The following is a 17,687-nucleotide window of genomic DNA, read 5'->3' on the forward strand; positions in this document are numbered from 1 at the left end:
GCAATGATGAACAAAATTATCGAATAGGTTCCTTTAAATTTCGATAAAAAATAGCAATTAAACAAAAGAACCTGTCGTTTTTTATTAAAATCATAAACTATCGTTTTCATAACTCCAGATCAGCCATTTCCAGATTACAGTTTTGCAGATGCAGACGGGTTGCTTGCTGTTGGTGCAGCTCTTACAGTGCCGCGTTTAATTGATGCCTACTCAAAAGGAATTTTCCCGTGGTATAACGACGGTCAGCCTGTTTTATGGTGGTCTCCAGATCCCAGAATGGTTCTGATTCCTGAAAACATTCATGTGTCTAAAACCATGCGAAGGATCTTGCGAGAAGAACGGTTTAAAGTGACCTTTAATACCGCTTTTTTAGATGTGATTTTAAATTGTAAGCGTATTAAACGAGACGGTCAACACGGTACGTGGATTACTAACGAAATGGTAGATGCTTATCTCGAGCTCCATAAACAAGCTTATGCAGAGTCTGTTGAAATATGGGAAGGTGATAAATTAGTGGGCGGTCTTTATGGAATCAATTTAAAAGAAAAAAAGGTTTTCTGTGGCGAAAGTATGTTTGCAAAAACCAGCAATGCCAGTAAAGTAGCCTTGATTACTTTGGCGCAAAAACTTCAAAAAAGTAACTACAAATTAATAGACTGTCAGGTTTATACAGAGCATCTTGAACGTATGGGAGCAGCGGAGATATCCAGAGCAGAATTCTTATCTTTCTTAACCTAAGGCTTTCACTTCAGTATATCTAAAGCAGTTTACCTCGTGATCGTTTACCATTCCGGTGGCTTGCATATGGGCATACATTACGGTCGAACCGGTAAACTTGAACCCTCGTTTTTTTAGATCTTTTGAAAGTGCATCGCTAATCGCTGTTGTTGTCGGTGCTTCCTTATAATATGCTACAGAATTCTGAACCGGTTTGTGAGCTACAAAACTCCAGATGTATTTTGAAAAACTACCAAATTCTTCCTGAATATTCATAAAAGCTTTTGCGTTAGAAACTGTTGCATTGACTTTCAGTTTATTCCTGATGATTCCAGGGTTGTTGAGCAACTCTTCAAGTTTAGATTCAGAATAGTTAGCGATCTTTTTGTAGTCAAAATCATCAAGCGCTTCGCGGAAGTTTTCGCGCTTGCGCAAAATAGTAATCCAACTCAATCCGGCCTGAAAGGTTTCTAAGATCAAGAATTCAAAAAGGCGAGCATCGTCATAGACCGGCACACCCCATTCTGTATCGTGATACGCTTCATAAAGCGCATCGCCTACACACCAGCCACATCTGTGTTTTTTCATAATTCAGGTTTAAGACCTTAAAGATATTTATTCTGCGACAAGTAGTTTGTTTTTGGGTTGTAAGTTCATTAAAAAAACAGCGACTTTTTCTTTATGACTATAACTACCCTAGAAAAGCAAGATCTGGTAACCAAAGCATTTAAAAATGCGATGACCTATACAGATTATCGCTTACTTGCTGAAAACCATGCAGAGTCGTTTACCAGCACCGGCCATACACAAACCGAAGCTTTATCTAATTATACTGTTCTCAATTACCGCAGAATGAAACGTTGGGATAAAACCTTGCGTTTTACTGAGGAGCAGCAAAAACTAATTGTTGAATTAGACCGACCTCTAAACTGGTTAGTGATTACGGAAAGCTGGTGTGGTGATGCCCCGTCGGCAGTGGCTGTTATGCAGAAGATAGCAGAATTGCAGCCGGCCATAAACTTTAAATTGGTTTTACGGGATGAAAATCCCCAATTGATGGATGCTTTTTTGACTAAGGGTTCTAAGTCTATACCTAAGCTTATTATTCAAGATCCTAAGAATGATTCCGTCTTGATCGATTGGGGTTCGCGTTCCCAAGCAGCTCAAAAGTTGGTTGATGATTTTAAGGAAGAAAACGATGTGGTTACAGCGACTTTTATCGAAACCTTGCAGCAGTGGTATAATCAAGATAAAGGAAAGTCAGTTCTTAAAGATTTAATCGAAATCTTACGCGTGCTTAACCTTGAAACTCGAAAGTAATAGAGCCCAACTGAGAATCTCGCTCACTTTTATTAAAAATTGCCTTTTCTGCATATTCTAAAGCTTGATCCACAAGACAACCATTCGTTGTGGTGGAGGCAGTTTTATTAAAATAGGCTTTCACAATTCCGCCTACACCATTTACCTGAATGTTGATGACTACTTTTCCAGTGGCATCACAGGTATAAACAGGATTTGGTATTTGTATCGCATTACGTCCTTTAAGCTGATACGTAACCGTGCTTCGGCGGTAACTTGAAGTATTTACCTTAGAAACCTTTTCAGTGTTTTTAGTATCTCCAGAAGATTGTTGTTGACTTCTTTTTTTACGCAAAGCTGCAATTCGGGCTTGATAATCGGGGTAATTCTCATCTTCTCCCTGATCATCTTCAGAAGGTGTGGTCTTTTCTGAGTCGGTTTTTAAGGCCTTGTCCACCTCATTTTGCTGATTAAAATAGCGATTAGCTTCCCGTATCAACCTATTGCTGCTTTGAGCCTGATTCGTCATTTGTTGTGTTTGTTGCAACTCTTCTTCTTTAAGAAGTTGTGGGACCTCTTCTTCCGGTTCATCTTGAATAATAGGAATGGGAATAAATTCTTCTACCTGTGAAGTGTCATAGGGCGTCACCGTAAGAAACAAAAAAACAATCACAAAGATACTGGCACCGGTAAAGGTGATCAGCATTGCTTTATCTTCAGGTGATAGTTTCATCGGTGCAAAAATACAAAAACGCCGCGTGCGCGGCTGTTAAACAAAACGGAAGAAACGCCGTGTAATTGTCTTAAGCCTCAGCCTGTTTTAAAGCTGCTTCAAAATCTTCTAAGGAAGTAGCATCAATCACATCAAAATCACCAATTTTTGTTCTGCGCAAAGCGGAAAGATGCCCGCCACTTTCTAATGCTTTACCAAAGTCGTGTGCGAGAGACCGAATGTAAGTCCCTTTACTGCAACGGACACGAAAGTCAACTTCAGGAAGCTCAATACGCGTGATTTCAAATTCTGAAATCTGCACTTCTCTACTTGGGATTTCTACTGCTTCGCCTGCTCTGGCAAACTCGTACAGACGTTTTCCTTCTTTCTTTAAAGCCGAAAAAATAGGGGGTTTCTGCTGAATATTTCCGGTGAATTGGGCAGTTGCATTTTGAATCAAATCCTCATTAAGATGATCTGTTGGGAAGGTAGCTTCAATTTCAGTTTCTAAGTCGTAAGAAGGTGTTGTTGCTCCTAAAACGAGGCTGCCGGTATATTCCTTTTCCTGCCCCATAAACGCTTCAATGCGCTTGGTAAACCTACCCGTGCAGATGATTAACAATCCGGTTGCTAATGGATCTAGGGTTCCGGCATGACCTACTTTGATTTTTTTAATCTTATAAGCTTTACGAATGAGCCAGCGCACTTTGTTAACCAATTGAAAAGAGGTCCAATTCAGTGGTTTGTCAAATAACAAAACCTGACCTTCTTTAAATTGTTCTTCGGTAAACTGCATACGTATTCTATTGGTGATTTCTATTCAGGCAAAAGTGGGTTATAGCTTGTAGTAACCAAAACTTACAGCAAGGATTCCTACGATCAGGCAATAAACGGCAAACCAGGAAAGCTTGCTTTTTTTGACCAATTTGATCATCCAGGTACAGGCGATAAGACCACTCACAAAAGCAGCTACAAAACCTATGGAAAGCGCGGTGAAATTACCCGATTCAGTAGTGATCTCACCACTTAGAATGTCTTTAGCGATCTTCCCAAAAATTAATGGAACAACCATTAAAAATGAAAAACGAGCAGCTTTACTTTTATCATTTCCTAATAAAACTGAAGTTGAAATAGTAGCACCACTTCGAGAAATTCCCGGAAGCATTGCGATTGCCTGAGCGATACCGATTACAAAAGCATTGGTATAAGTTACCGGTTTTTGAGTATCTTTTGCTTTATCTGCAAGCCAAAGTAATAATGCCGTTATGATGAGCATCATACCGACTAAAAGAATGTTTCCGCCAAAAAGGGATTCGAGTTGCTCTTCAAAAAAGAGTCCTATAATTACCGCAGGAATCATCGAGATGATGATTTTTAAAGAAAACTGTGTTTCTTCATTCCATTTAAACTGAAACAAGCCTGTTACAATTTCAAAGATGTCTTTTCTAAAAACAACCAGCGTACTCAAGGCGGTTGCAAAGTGAAGCACTACAGTAAAGAGTAAGCTTTCTTCCGGTAGGGTACTGTCGCCTAAAATCGCTTTTCCCAGTTCGAGGTGACCGCTTGATGAAACCGGTAAAAACTCGGTAAGTCCTTGAATAATGCCCAGTATTATTGCGTCAATTATATCCATTTAAAAGGTTGTAGTAGCAGTTAGTTGGCGTTTTTATTCTTATCAGGATTCAGCAATATTGCATACACTTCAATCCCAAAACCTATTAAAACCAAAGCCGGAGCCAGGCGTATGCGTCTCCAGTTGTAAATCTCCGGGTTGAACACATTAGGATCATCGCTGCCACCACCAGACATTAGAATAAAACCAAGTGCAATAACACCCAGACCTATCAACATCACTTTATAATTCTTCTTCTTAAAAATAAAACTACTGCGGTGCAGTTCGTTTTGCTTCTTACGCTTTTGTTCTCCCATTTTCAGAGGCTTAAATGTTATGAGTTAAAAGACACTCTTGTCTTTTTTTTAATCTTAGTCTAATAATATAATTCGTCTGTTCTTAAATTTAAGAAACGCTGTGTGGCTAAAAAAGTACTGAACCAGGTTATAATCACGCTGGCTACAAACACGCCCACAAATAAAATAGCAAGAATGACCGGGTCTGCCAGTAGTTCGAGCTCAGGGAAGGTTTGGTTTAAATAATATAAAACTGCAGCCATCCCGCCAAGAGCAATTAAAGCGCCTACCATTCCCAGCTTCATACTCAACCAGATAAACGGGCGGCGAATGAAACCCTTTGTAGCGCCTACCATTTGCATGGTTTTTATGGTAAATCGTTTTGAATAAACCGAAAGCCGTATTGCAGAGTTGATGAGTAAAACAGCGATGAGCGTAAATACGCCGCTGATGATCACGATCCACAAACTTATTTTTTTTATGTTGTCATTGAGCAAAGAGATCAACGGCTGATCGTAATTTACTTCTTCCACAAAATCTTTTGCAAGTAGATTATCAGCTATTTCTTTGACTTGAGCGGCATCTACAAAGTCGGCTTTTAGGTAAACATCAATAGAATTCTGTAGTGGATTGTACCCCAGAAAATCCATAAAATTCTCACCTATTTCTTTACTGTGCTCTTCTGCAGCTTCTTCTTTAGAAACAAACTGCGTCGATTTTGTATAATCGGCAAGAGCCAATGTTTTTTCAAGTTGCTTGACCTCGACATCTTTGGCGTCATCTTTCAGATAGATTGTCAGAGCGATTTGTTCTTTAAAATGATCAGCAACTTTTTTAGAATTCAGTACCAAAAGTCCGAGCAAGCCAAGTAGAAAGAGCACCAACGCAATACTTAAAATTACCGAAAAATAAGATGAGATCAATCTGCGACGTTGAAACTTTTCAAAAGATGATGCCATATTGCTGCTTAAAGTTTAGATACCACTAGTGAGCAAAAATACTAAAGTTCGTGCTTCTTAAACGTACGCTTTTTGCATTTTGTATTTTTATATCAAAGCTTTCGCTACTTTCAGTGTTTATAAGGGTTGAAACACCTTATAATTAAAAGCTTAACCCTGAAAATGATAAACTGATGAACATTTTAATCTACGGTATAGGAGGAGTAGGCGGCTATTTTGGCGGAAAACTCACTAAAACTAATAATCATATAACGTTTATAGCTCGCGGAAAGCATCTCGATGCCGTTCAGAAAAACGGATTACAGGTAAGTAGTTATAAAGGTGATTTTGTTGCTGGACCGGATCTCGCGACTGATGATCTTAGCAAAATACCAACACCGGATTTGGTGATTCTAGGTGTAAAATCCTGGCAAGTTCCCGAGACTATTGAAGCTTTAAAGCCATATGTAAAGCCTAAAACCTTGTTTTTACCCTTGCAAAACGGTGCTGCAAATGCAGAAAAAATTCTTGAAGTGTTGCCGAATGCTCAAGTTCTCGGTGGATTGTGTAGAATCGTTGCTTTTAAAGACGGTCCCGGTAAGATAAAGCACCTTACGTTTGAGCCTAGCATCACCTTTGGCGAACTCGACGGTAGTCTTTCCGACCGCGTAAAAGCGCTTCAGGAATTATTTCAAGAAGCTGATTTCGTGGGGGATTTAGTCGAAAATATTCAGGTGGAGATCTGGAAGAAATTCTTATTCATTTGTACCATAAGCGGTATTGGCGGATTAACCCGCGTGCCAATGGGAAAAATTCGTTCCAGCGAATATCTATTTAATATGATGAAAGATACTGCTCAGGAAATTTTCAATGTAGCCAAAGCTAAAGGCATTGCACTTACAGAAAAACATATGGAATCGGTTTTTGAAGCGATTCAAAATCAGGGAGCAGACGTTACAGCTTCCACCCAGCGCGATATTATGGAAGGGAAACCCAGCGAACTCGATAATTTTAACGGCTACATCGTACGGGAAGGGAAACGTCTTGGGGTTTCGGTTCCAGTAAATGAGCTTATTTATGAATGTTTATTGCCTATGGAAAAAGAGGCGCGGAAGTTGTAGAGACTTTTTTGTCATCTATTATCTTTATTATGATTCGGTTAAGTGTTATTTTTTGTTTCTTACTACTTCACCTGAGTTTATTCAGTCAAAAAGAAGAAAAGGATTCATTAGAATTGTGGACGATGTTTACAATAGGCAACCTTGTAAATACTACCGCTCATGAATGTACTGCAGAAAAATGGCCAATTAAATTAGTACATAAAACGGGTGATACCTTTTGGGAAACTGAAGATGAAGATGCTGCATTTTGGGAAACTGAAGATGAAGATGCTGCATTTAAATCTGAAATTGACTTCATAGAGGCACACAATGATTCTGTTTGGGTAGAATTAGAGAATCGGGGTTTTAAATCCCCGAAGCAAGAATATGAAGATGATTTTCAAAAAGAACGAGCTGATGTCGTAGCAGCTTTAAAACTGTTTAGTGAAAGTCCGTTGTTTAAAACGTATAATGAAGATCGTCTCAGAAATAGGTTTCCAAATGCAAATATTAAAAAGGTTGAAGAGGGTATTTATAAAATAGAGATGGGGTCATTTGATGCTGAAAATCCGGTAAATACTCATAAAAAAGAATTTCTAGGTATCATTGATATCAAGACCAAAGAAACCACCGTTCAGAAACTTTAGCATAGGAGTTTAATAATCGTAAATTTGCCGCTCATTAAAACGCGCCTGGCGCAAAGCAATACACGGTAATGAATTACGATTTTAACGCGATAGAAGAAAAGTGGCAAAAGTTTTGGAAAGAAAACAAAACCTTTGAAGCATCAAATAACAGCGATAAGCCTAAATATTATGTGTTGGATATGTTTCCGTATCCTTCTGGGGCAGGGTTGCATGTGGGGCATCCGTTAGGGTATATCGCCAGTGATATTTATGCGCGTTACAAGCGGCATCAAGGTTATAATGTATTGCATCCGCAGGGGTATGATTCGTTTGGACTTCCGGCAGAGCAGTATGCGATTCAAACCGGGCAACATCCTGCAATCACTACCGAAACCAATATCGCCCGTTACCGCGAACAACTCGATAAAATCGGTTTTTCATTCGATTGGAGTCGCGAAGTGCGGACTTCAAATCCGGAATATTATAGATGGACACAATGGATTTTCATTCAGCTTTTTGAAAGTTGGTACAACAACGACACCAACAAAGCTGAGCATATAGACACGCTGATCGCAAAATTTGAAGCCGAAGGAAATGCTTCAGTAAATGCGGTTTGTGATGAAGGTATAGAAGCTTTTACTGCTGAAGTGTGGAAGAAGGCTTCCGCAAAAGCGAAACAAGAAATCCTGTTAAAATACAGGCTGACCTACCTCGCAGAAACCGAGGTAAACTGGTGCTCCGCTTTAGGTACCGTACTGGCAAACGATGAGATTGTAAATGGCGTTTCAGAACGTGGCGGGCATCCCGTAGTGCGAAAAAAAATGAAGCAGTGGAGCATGCGCATCAGCGCTTACGCCCAGCGCTTGCTAGACGGTTTACAAGATATCGACTGGCCACAGCCGCTTAAAGATTCACAAACCAATTGGATTGGTCGGTCAAAAGGTGCTTCTGTAAAGTTCCGTATCCTACCCCCAACCCCTTCCCAAGGAAGGGGAGCAAGCCACGCCGGTTTTATGACGGGCAAGCCCGAACTCGTAAATGTTTTACTAGAACGTGCTCAGGAAATGCGGGATAAACCGACAAAGGCTGAGGCTTTGCTATGGAGTAAACTTCGTGGAAAAAAAACAGGTTTTAAATTTAGACAACAGCACCCAATCGATCAATATATCGTTGATTTTGTGTGCCTATCTGCACAACTGATTGTTGAGGTTGATGGGGAAGTGCATCAATATCAAATGGATAAAGATGCAGAACGTCAACTGTTATTGGAACAGAAAAAAGGCTACAAAGTTCTTAGATTCTCAAATGAGGAGGTGCTTAATGATGTTGAAAAGGTTTTACAAACGATTACTATCGAAATAGAGCGTCGAGAGCAAGTCCTCCCCTCGGGGGAGGATTTAGGTGGGGAGCATATATCTGTCTTCACCACCCGCCCAGACACGATTTTTGGGGTTACGTTTATGACGCTTGCACCGGAGCTAGATTTGGTACAAGAAATCACTACTCCAGAGCAAAAAGCGGAGGTTGATGCGTATATCGAGGCGACTGCCAAACGCAGTGAGCGCGAGCGTATGGCTGATGTTAAAACCATTTCCGGGGTGTTTACCGGAGCTTATGCAGAGCACCCGTTTACGAAGGAGCCTATCCCGATTTGGATAGGGGATTACGTGCTGGCCGGTTACGGTACCGGAGCGGTGATGGCTGTGCCTTGCGGGGATCAACGGGATTGGGATTTTGCAAAGCATTTTAATATTCCCATTAAAAATATTTTTGACGGCGTTGACATCAGCGAACAGGCTTACGCCGAAAAAGACAATACGCCGTTGAAGGATTCTGATTTCTTAAACGGATTATCTTACAAACAAGCGCTGCCTAAAGCGATTGAAGCACTGGAAGAATTAGGTCAGGGAAAAGGTAAAGTCAATTACCGTCTGCGTGACGCCGTATTCAGCCGTCAGCGGTATTGGGGCGAACCGTTCCCGGTGTATTATGTAGACGGAATGCCGCAAATGATTGATGAACAATACCTGCCCTTGCGACTTCCCGAAGTCGAAAAATATTTACCCACCGAAGAAGGCGAACCGCCATTAGGCCGCGCCACAAAGTGGCATTGGGATACGAATACTAACGAAGTTGTTTCGGTGCCAGAAGGTGAAAAGCCCCCTTCGGGGGTTTGGGGGATAGAGTTAAATACTATGCCGGGTTGGGCAGGAAGCAGCTGGTATTTCTTCAGGTATATGGAGAAAGCTTTGCGCGATGAAGCTTTTGCTTCAAAAGAAGCGATGGATTACTGGCAAAATGTGGATTTATATATTGGCGGAAGCGAGCACGCAACCGGTCACTTATTATACAGCCGTTTCTGGGTGAAATTTTTAAAAGACCGCGGTTTTGCGCCGGTTGAAGAGCCCTTTAAAAAGCTGATCAATCAAGGGATGATTTTGGGGGAGAGTGCTTTTGTATTTTCAGTTTCAAGAAACGGTAAGCGGTATTTTCTTCCTGAAAGTTTATATCTGAAACTTATTGATGATGGCAAAGTTGATACAGATGCACCAGAGTATGTTGCGCCTCAGGATTTTGATTGGGAAGAGGTGTTAAGTGGTTTGACTCAAGGAGATATTGAAACTCGATATTTTCAAAAAATTCACGCGCCTGTTGAGTTCGTAAATGCTTCTGATGAATTAGATATCGAAGCTTTTAAAAATTGGAGACCCGAATTTGAGAGCGCTGAATTTATTTTGGAAGATGGAGTTTATAAGGTTGGTCGCGAAGTCGAAAAAATGTCCAAATCCAAATACAACGTGGTCAATCCCGATACTATTTGTGAGGAGTATGGGGCCGATACGCTGCGTATGTATGAGATGTTTTTAGGTCCGTTGGAGCAGGCAAAACCCTGGAATACTGCAGGGATCACCGGAGTTCACAACTTCCTTAAAAAACTCTGGAAGCTATACCACCAGGTAGATAATGCAGGCAATCTGGGTGATTTTGAAGTTTCAGAGGAACCGGCTTCTAAAGAGGGGCTTAAAGTATTGCATAAAACCATCAAAAAGGTTCAGGAAGATATTGAGAACTTCAGTTTCAATACTTCAGTCTCTACCTTTATGATTGCCGTTAACGAGTTGGCTGCTGCAAAGTGCAACAATCGCGAGGTGCTGGAACCTTTGGCTGTTTTGATTTCGTCGTATGCGCCGCACATCGCAGAAGAATTGTGGAGTTTGTTGGGTCATAAAGAGTCGATTGCTACCGCAGCCTTTCCGGAGTTTGATGCGAAGCATTTGGTGGAAAGCAGTAAAGAATATCCGATTTCCTTTAACGGAAAGATGCGTTTTACGATGGAGCTTCCGTTAGATCTTTCCAAAGAAGAAATAGAAAAAGCAGTACGTGCACACGAAAAAACACAAGAATATTTGGGTGGTCGCGAACCTAAAAAGGTTATCGTCGTTCCCGGGAAGATCGTGAATTTTGTGGGGTAATTGGAGATCAGTTACTCGATTAAAATAATTTTAACCCCGGATGCTTTGATTGTTAATCAGTTAAAGTATTCGGGGTTTTTAGATGAATTCCGTGGCACAGATTTTGGGTTTCGCTTATAAACCACAGGCTAGCTCTAGTTTGAATTCTTTATTAAAATTGAATTGGATGAAAGCACCTTGTCAAAACCTTTATACTATGAACAGAAAGTTACTTTTAATCGTGGCTATAGTCTTAGCTTTTAATTTTACTGCATGCAAACCCACTATTGATTATCTGGGTAACGCCTATGCGCCTACTTCTAACGTCGAGATTTACTTTGATCCTCAAGATATTCAGCGTAGCTATAAAATAATGGGTAAGATGGAAAATAGTGGCAATCCTGGTGAGTTGGATAGAGCTGAAGCTGTACAAGCCGTAATGTTAGAAAAGGCTAAAAGTGTAGGCGCGGATGCTATTTTGTTTTCTGGATTACCAAGGGAAAAATGGTTAAGCGATTCTTCTGAAACATCTGTTGAAAAAGATGAAAACAAAAAAACAGTCACTAAAACAAACCGGGTAAATACTGTGAAAATATACGAAGCAAACTTACTCAAGTATACTGATTGAGTCTTGTGTACCATTTTATGGTTATGCATTTATAATGGCAAAATTCCTTCCGGATTAAGCAGGTTTGAGATGTATTGACCTTTATACTGAAAGCGTTTTTAGACTGCGCTCGAATTGATATCTGTTTTAAGTTTACTAGTAGTAGCCCAGTGTGATTTTAATATTAGTTTATTAAAGTAACCGTCAAAACGACACCTATCGTTTTCGGCTTATTTTTTGATAAATATTGAGTAGATTTAACTACTAAAACTAGAAACTATGTTTGGAGGATATATGGGCTACTACATACTTATAGGTGCAATCGCATTGGTAAGTTGGTTAGTAAGCAATAAATTAAAAAGTAAGTTCAAGGAGTACTCACAAGTACACTTGCAAAACGGGATGAGCGGAGCAGAAATTGCTCGTAAAATGCTTAGCGATAATGGGATTAGGGATGTTAAAGTAATTTCAGTGCAAGGTCAGTTGACAGACCATTACAATCCTGCAAACAAAACGGTAAACCTGAGTGAGCCGGTATATAACCAACGTAACGCTGCTGCGGCTGCGGTAGCTGCGCACGAGTGTGGTCACGCGGTACAACACGCTAAAGCCTACAGTTGGTTAACCATGCGTTCCAAATTGGTACCTGTGGTAAGCGTAGCTTCGCGGATGTCTATGTTCGTTATTATAGGTGGTGTGGTTTTGATGTCAATCATCGGTTCTGGGTTAGGAATGACCGTAGCACTTATAGGTCTGGGTCTTTTTGCAATGGGAACGGTGTTTTCATTCATAACCTTACCGGTAGAATATGATGCGAGTAATCGTGCTTTGGCTTGGTTAGAATCATCCAATATGTTGACACGTCAGGAACACGATGGTGCAGCAGACGCGCTCAAGTGGGCGGCTCGTACGTATGTGGTGGCTGCGATCGGTTCGCTGGCAACCTTATTATACTTCGCACTTCAAATTTTTGGAGGAAGACGCTAACGTTCAAAAGCGTATTATAAATCAAAACCCATTCAACAGCAGGCTGCTGTTGAATGGGTTTTTTGTCACAGGCCGGGTTTTTATTCGTAATTTTTTGTCTAATAACAAAACGATGATACCTGCCAGCGCCAATTATTTCCTATTTATTTTAGGCTTACTTGCCTTTAATCTCAATGCTCAGGAAACTAGACTCCTAAACGGTGTTGTTACTTTTGAAGGCGAGGTTGTTCCGGATGTTATTATCGAAAATCTGGCTAGCCGGCAGCGAATAACAACTGACGAAGAAGGCACATTTGCCATTAACGGTAGATTGGGTGATTCACTTTCTGTAGCGCACCCCGATCATAAGTATTTTATACTGGTTTTAGGCGAAAGCGACTTTGAAAAAGACTTGCTAAACGTTGATTTAAAACAAATGTCAATTGAATTGGATGAGGTTGTAGTTGAAGATTTTAGCCACATTAATGCATACGACTTGGGAATTATAGATCATCCAGTGGACATACCTACGCGATATGAAAGGCGCCTATACACTACTGGAGACTTTAAAATGATACACTTATTGTCAATTTTAGGAGGTTCTCTGCAACTGGATCCTATTATTAATAAAATTTCAGGGAGAACTAAAAGAATGAAAGAGTATCTAAAAATAGAAAGAAGATTAGAAAACTTAGACTTTCTTAGAGAACATTACAGCAGCTATATAACAGCAAGTTTAAAAATTGAGGAAGCAGAATTAAATAGATTTTTATATTACCTCGTAGAAGAGACTAACATTGCTGAACTGATACAACAAAACCAGGATAACCAGCTTGAATTTTTCATTCAAGATCATTGGATCAGTTATCAAGAGCTTATAGCTGAATAGTAATTACTTAGTATATTTTATAATCTAGAACTTGTTTGTTCATCATACGCAATGTGAAACTGACTTAAGCTGACAGGAAACAAAAAAGCCTCAAACAGCAATTCTGTTTGAGGCTTTTATAGTGAGAATCATTTCTAATTAATCCAAAATACGGATTACAAAATAATTCTTTTTACCGCGTTGTAAAAGTACAAAGCGGTTGTTTATTAAATCTTCAGAAGTGATGGTGTGACCGTCTGCTACTTTCTCTTGGTTAACAGAGATTGAATTTTGCTTTAAAGCACGTCTGGCTTCTCCATTAGAAGAAAGGAAGCCTGTTTTTTCTGAAAGAGCAGCTACAATATCTAGTCCGGCTTCAAATTCACCGCGGCTTATTTCCGCTTGCGGCACCCCTTCAAAAACATCTAAAAAAGTCTTTTCGTTAAGCGCTTTTAAATTTGCAGCAGTAGATTTTCCGAAGAGAATTTCTGAAGCTTTTACCGCATTCTCCAGGTTTTCTAAACCGTGTGTGCTTGTGGTTACTTCTTCAGCAAGACGTTTTTGTAAAGCACGCTGATGTGGAGCTTCTTGATGTGCTGCGATTAAACTCTCTATTTCTTCTTTTCCTAAAAAGGTAAAAATCTTGATGTATTTAGCAGCATCCTCGTCACTGGTGTTTAGCCAATATTGGTAAAATCTGTAAGGAGAGGTGCGTTCTGCATCTAACCAGATATTGCCGCCAGCGGTTTTTCCAAACTTGGTGCCATCTGCTTTTGTAATCAACGGGCAAGTCATTGCATAAGCTTTACCGCCTCCTATCCTGCGCACGAGTTCTGTACCGGTGGTGATGTTCCCCCACTGGTCGCTTCCACCCATTTGTAGGGTTAAATCTTTCTCGCGATATAAATGCAAGAAGTCATAACCCTGAACGAGCTGGTACGTGAATTCAGTAAAGCTCATTCCTTCTGCCGATTCAGAAGACAAGCGCTTTTTTACCGAATCTTTTGCCATCATGTAGTTTACCGTTATGTGCTTGCCTACATCACGTATAAATTCAAGAAAGCTAAAATCTTTCATCCAGTCGTAATTATTGACCAGCTGAGCAGCATTTTTTGCATCAGAATCAAAATCTAAAAAGCGAGATAGTTGCTCTTTTATAGCTTCCTGATTGTGGCGCAAGGTCTCTTCATCAAGTAGATTACGCTCGTCAGACTTTCCAGATGGGTCACCTATCATTCCGGTAGCACCACCTACAAGTGCAATAGGTCTGTGACCACTTGCCTGAAAATGTCTGAGCATCATAACCCCTACAAGGTGACCTATGTGTAACGAATCTGCGGTAGGATCAATTCCCACATAAGCAGAGCGCATGTGTTCCATTAGGTGTTCTTCGGTGCCCGGCATCACATCGTGAATCATTCCGCGCCATTTTAGCTCTTCTACAAAATTGGTAATCATAATTGCTGTGTTCTGCGTTTACTCGATAATCGAGTTTTAAACCTGCCTACCTTTAGGCAGGTGCTCCGAGGCTTGCCCCGAAGTCAAAAGCTGTTTCCTTTTAATGCCTTGTGGGTCTGCCTTTGTCAGACAGGCTTGCCCCAAGGTAGTTTACTAGCTGGCAAATATAAATATAATGCGCAAGCCACCACGACAAGAAAGTAAGAATATCACTAACTTCGTAGCTATGATTTTAGTAACGGGAGGTACCGGTTTAGTGGGTTCACATTTATTATATAAACTGCTTGCAGAGGGGGAAACCGCTATACGTGCAATCTATAGAACCCAAAATAAGATTACTGTCGTAGAAGATCTTTTTAAATGGAAAAATGATCTGTCAAATACGACAACTGCTGATTTTTCAAAGATTGAATGGGTACAGGCAGACGTTACCGATATTCCGGCGTTGACTGAAGCATTTAGCGGAATTGACACAGTTTATCATTGTGCGGCGTTGGTTTCCTTCAACCCAAAACGTTTTGATACCCTCCAAAAAATCAATGTAGAAGGTACGGCAAATGTTGTGAATCTTGGTCTGAAAAACAAAATTCAGAAACTGTGTTATGTGAGTTCGGTAGCGGCTTTAGGTGATAGTTTAAAAGAAGTGACCGAAGAAACGCAATGGGAAGCTACAAAGGAGAATAGTGTTTACAGCATTTCTAAGTTTGCTTCAGAGATGGAAGTCTGGCGCGGTACTCAGGAAGGTCTTGATGTGGTCATCGTAAATCCCGGTGTGATTTTAGGAGAAGGTTTTTACGGCAAAGGAAGCGGGATGCTTTTCAGCAGCGTACAAAATGGACTAAAATATACGGTTCCTGGTTCTACAGGTTTTGTTGATGTAGAAGATGTTGTACAAGCGATGTATCTGCTGATGCAGCATGGCATTAAAAATGAACGTTATATTCTGGTGGGCCATAATCTTAAATTTAAAAGTGTTTTAGATAAAATAGTCAAAGCTTTAGGAGTGGCGCTTCCGTCTAAGGAATTAAAAAAATGGCAGTTAAATCTGGCTTGGAAGTTAGATTGGTTTGCAAGTCTCTTTGGTAAGCGACGTCAGCTGACTAAAAGTACAGCGCGATCTGCATATACAGCGAGTATTTATGAGAATTCAAAACTTAAAAAAGAATTGGGTTTTGAATATAATGCTATTGAAGCTACGGTAAATCGTATTGCTAAGCATTTAACTGCTAACTGATTCTAATAAAGAATCGTTTTTCACCTGAATGTCTTTAGAATCAGGCTTAACCATATTGACTTTTTTTATGGAGTCTCGTCTGCGGTTACTTTTCTCTAAACGAATGCTGTCTAATTCATTTTGTTTGAATTGTAACGCATCACGTTGGGCGGTTAGTCGTTCTCCAACTTCTTCCCACATAGCCGTGTATTCATTAAAATTCACAGAATAATAATCGATGCTTTCCGCAAGTTGCAAGCTGTCAATGTCATATTTTTTGTAGATGTACGAGTCTGGCTGAAGGCCTAAAACAAGCATATCGTTTACACTATAGGTTTTGAGCGCTCGCATCAGTGAGATATCATACAAGATAGCTGTCATTTTATCTTTTTTGATAAAATTATCAGGTTTTTTAGGAGTTTTAACTTCGTTACAACTCAAAATGAAAATCAAACCAAACAACGCTAAAACTACTTTTTGTATCATCGGTTAAAGGTTAAACGCTGCGCATGGCGCTCATCGTATACTTTAAAGTTTTTATAAGCTAAACGACCGTTTACAAAGGTATGTGAAATACGTGATTTAAAGGTGCTGCCTTCAAAAGGCGACCACTTGCATTTGTATAAAATATTATCTGTAGTAACCGTCCAGGGATTGTTAAGATCTACTAAAACAAGATCTGCATAATAGCCGGGTTTGATGTATCCTCTCTTTTCTACTTCAAAAAGTATCGCAGGATTGTGACACATTTTTTCTACGATCTTTTCCAGGCTTATTTTGCCTTCGTGGTACATCTCTAACATTGCCGGAAGTGCGTGCTGTACGAGTGGACCACCGCTGGGAGCTTTAGTGTAAACGTTTTGTTTTTCTTCTAAAGTATGTGGCGCGTGATCTGTAGCGATCACATCAAGGCGATCATCTAGTAAGGCTTCCCAAAGCGCATCTTGATCTTTTTGTGTTTTTACAGCAGGATTCCATTTTATGAGGGTTTGCTTTTCTTCATAATCTGCATCTGAAAACCACAAATGATGAATACAAACTTCTGCTGTGATCTTTTTGTCTTTTAGCGGAGTTTTTTTGTCAAAAAGCTCCATTTCTTTCGCTGTTGAAAGATGGAAGACATGCAAGCGAGCCCCGGTTTCTTTAGCCAGAGCTATTGCGCGCGAAGAAGATAAATAGCAAGCCTCATCACTGCGAATTATAGGATGCATATTAATAGGGATGTCATCGCCATAACGCTCTTTGTAGATATCCATATTTTTACGAATGGTTTCTTCATCTTCGCAATGCACCGAAATAAGAAGATCTGTGCTCTTGAAGATCTCACGCAAAACAGACTCGTCATCAACAAGCATATTTCCGGTAGAACTTCCTAAAAATAATTTGAGTCCGGCTACTTTGGTTTTATCAACTTTTTTGATCTCATCCAGATTGTCGTTAGTACCACCAAACATAAACGAGTAGTTCGCATAAGAAGTCTCAGCAGCCCTGCTGAATTTTTCCTCAAGCTTTTCTATTGTTGTAGTCTGCGGGATCGTATTAGGCATTTCTATAAAAGAAGTAATACCTCCTGCTACAGCAGCACGTGATTCTGATTCTATGGTAGCTTTATGGGTAAGACCCGGTTCTCTAAAATGAACCTGATCATCAATCACGCCCGGTAAAAGGTGTTTTCCTTCAGCATCAAAAACGTGTACGTCAGGTCCTTTAACACTGAGATTTTGACTTATCTCTTGTATAATTCCATTTTCGATATAAACATCACCGCGCATGATGGTGCCTTCATTTACAATATGTGCATCTTTGATAAGTACCTTTTCCAT

18 protein-coding genes are annotated in these 17,687 nt (G+C 40.1%); 9 read left to right on the forward strand and 9 right to left on the reverse strand.

Translation table 11 applies throughout. From position 1 onward, the window contains the following. The first annotated feature begins 99 nt into the window (after positions 1-99). On the forward strand, positions 100-738 hold the full coding sequence (aat, locus tag BUB91_RS01975; RefSeq protein ID WP_073096271.1) for a leucyl/phenylalanyl-tRNA--protein transferase: 639 nt from the start codon (positions 100-102) through the stop codon (positions 736-738). Here aat and BUB91_RS01980 read toward each other — a convergent pair. After that, positions 730-1,305, reverse strand: a complete 576-nt coding sequence (locus tag BUB91_RS01980; RefSeq protein ID WP_073096273.1) for a DNA-3-methyladenine glycosylase I — start codon at positions 1,303-1,305, stop codon at positions 730-732. The two genes, aat and BUB91_RS01980, sit on opposite strands and share 9 nt — an antisense overlap. A 93-nt stretch (positions 1,306-1,398) precedes the next feature. Here BUB91_RS01980 and BUB91_RS01985 point away from each other — a divergent pair, with 93 nt between their 5' ends. Then, on the forward strand, positions 1,399-2,037 hold the full coding sequence (locus BUB91_RS01985; protein ID WP_073096275.1) for a thioredoxin family protein: 639 nt from the start codon (positions 1,399-1,401) through the stop codon (positions 2,035-2,037). On the opposite strand, the gene BUB91_RS01990 is transcribed toward BUB91_RS01985, so the two are convergent. The 5 genes from BUB91_RS01990 to BUB91_RS02010 all read right to left on the reverse strand — a co-directional run bounded on the left by BUB91_RS01990 (position 2,015) and on the right by BUB91_RS02010 (position 5,595). Then, positions 2,015-2,749: a hypothetical protein gene (locus tag BUB91_RS01990; protein WP_073096277.1), complete on the reverse strand. Its 735-nt coding sequence runs from the start codon at positions 2,747-2,749 to the stop codon at positions 2,015-2,017. The two genes, BUB91_RS01985 and BUB91_RS01990, sit on opposite strands and share 23 nt — an antisense overlap. A gap of 70 nt (positions 2,750-2,819) precedes the next feature. Continuing rightward, positions 2,820-3,524, reverse strand: coding sequence for a tRNA pseudouridine(55) synthase TruB (gene truB / locus BUB91_RS01995; protein WP_073096279.1), 705 nt, complete (start codon positions 3,522-3,524; stop codon positions 2,820-2,822). A gap of 39 nt (positions 3,525-3,563) precedes the next feature. After that, complete coding sequence (locus BUB91_RS02000) at positions 3,564-4,361, reverse strand: undecaprenyl-diphosphate phosphatase (protein WP_073096281.1); 798 nt, start codon at positions 4,359-4,361, stop codon at positions 3,564-3,566. 20 nt (positions 4,362-4,381) lie between these two features. Further along, positions 4,382-4,657 carry a DUF3098 domain-containing protein gene (locus tag BUB91_RS02005; RefSeq protein WP_073096283.1) on the reverse strand — a complete coding sequence of 92 codons (276 nt, stop codon included), beginning with the start codon at positions 4,655-4,657 and terminating at the stop codon, positions 4,382-4,384. A 59-nt stretch (positions 4,658-4,716) separates the two neighbouring features. Beyond that, on the reverse strand, positions 4,717-5,595 hold the full coding sequence (locus BUB91_RS02010; RefSeq protein WP_073096284.1) for a cell division protein FtsX: 879 nt from the start codon (positions 5,593-5,595) through the stop codon (positions 4,717-4,719). Between the two features lie 173 nt (positions 5,596-5,768). Here BUB91_RS02010 and BUB91_RS02015 point away from each other — a divergent pair, with 173 nt between their 5' ends. The 6 genes from BUB91_RS02015 to BUB91_RS02040 all read left to right on the forward strand — a co-directional run bounded on the left by BUB91_RS02015 (position 5,769) and on the right by BUB91_RS02040 (position 13,214). Beyond that, on the forward strand, positions 5,769-6,695 hold the full coding sequence (locus tag BUB91_RS02015) for a ketopantoate reductase family protein (RefSeq protein WP_073096286.1): 927 nt from the start codon (positions 5,769-5,771) through the stop codon (positions 6,693-6,695). A 29-nt stretch (positions 6,696-6,724) separates the two neighbouring features. Beyond that, on the forward strand, positions 6,725-7,321 hold the full coding sequence (locus BUB91_RS02020; RefSeq protein ID WP_128759279.1) for a hypothetical protein: 597 nt from the start codon (positions 6,725-6,727) through the stop codon (positions 7,319-7,321). Positions 7,322-7,389: 68 nt separating this feature from the next. Next, a complete protein-coding gene (locus BUB91_RS02025; protein WP_073096290.1) occupies positions 7,390-10,773 on the forward strand; it encodes a leucine--tRNA ligase in 3,384 nt (1,127 codons plus the stop codon). A 196-nt stretch (positions 10,774-10,969) separates the two neighbouring features. Further along, a complete protein-coding gene (locus BUB91_RS02030; protein WP_128759280.1) occupies positions 10,970-11,380 on the forward strand; it encodes a hypothetical protein in 411 nt (136 codons plus the stop codon). Positions 11,381-11,638: 258 nt separating this feature from the next. Further along, entirely contained in the window at positions 11,639-12,346 is a 708-nt protein-coding gene (locus tag BUB91_RS02035) for a zinc metallopeptidase (protein ID WP_073096294.1), read from the forward strand. A 112-nt stretch (positions 12,347-12,458) separates the two neighbouring features. Beyond that, the gene (locus BUB91_RS02040; RefSeq protein ID WP_128759281.1) at positions 12,459-13,214 is read left to right on the forward strand and encodes a hypothetical protein; all 756 of its coding nucleotides are present in this window, start codon (positions 12,459-12,461) and stop codon (positions 13,212-13,214) included. A gap of 138 nt (positions 13,215-13,352) precedes the next feature. On the opposite strand, the gene tyrS is transcribed toward BUB91_RS02040, so the two are convergent. Further along, positions 13,353-14,651 carry a tyrosine--tRNA ligase gene (gene tyrS, locus BUB91_RS02045; RefSeq protein WP_073096299.1) on the reverse strand — a complete coding sequence of 433 codons (1,299 nt, stop codon included), beginning with the start codon at positions 14,649-14,651 and terminating at the stop codon, positions 13,353-13,355. A 226-nt stretch (positions 14,652-14,877) separates the two neighbouring features. Here tyrS and BUB91_RS02050 point away from each other — a divergent pair, with 226 nt between their 5' ends. Continuing rightward, the gene (locus BUB91_RS02050; protein ID WP_073096403.1) at positions 14,878-15,885 is read left to right on the forward strand and encodes an NAD-dependent epimerase/dehydratase family protein; all 1,008 of its coding nucleotides are present in this window, start codon (positions 14,878-14,880) and stop codon (positions 15,883-15,885) included. Here BUB91_RS02050 and BUB91_RS02055 read toward each other — a convergent pair. Together BUB91_RS02055 and BUB91_RS02060 are read right to left on the reverse strand one after the other, a co-directional pair. Next, positions 15,871-16,350 carry a DUF4296 domain-containing protein gene (locus tag BUB91_RS02055; protein ID WP_073096301.1) on the reverse strand — a complete coding sequence of 160 codons (480 nt, stop codon included), beginning with the start codon at positions 16,348-16,350 and terminating at the stop codon, positions 15,871-15,873. The genes BUB91_RS02050 and BUB91_RS02055 overlap by 15 nt on opposite strands. Beyond that, complete coding sequence (locus BUB91_RS02060; protein WP_073096303.1) at positions 16,347-17,687, reverse strand: dihydroorotase; 1,341 nt, start codon at positions 17,685-17,687, stop codon at positions 16,347-16,349. The genes BUB91_RS02055 and BUB91_RS02060 overlap by 4 nt, the downstream gene beginning before the upstream one ends.

This window comes from Leeuwenhoekiella marinoflava DSM 3653, from assembly GCF_900129005.1.
In the GTDB taxonomy this organism is placed as follows: Bacteria; Bacteroidota; Bacteroidia; order Flavobacteriales; family Flavobacteriaceae; genus Leeuwenhoekiella; species Leeuwenhoekiella marinoflava.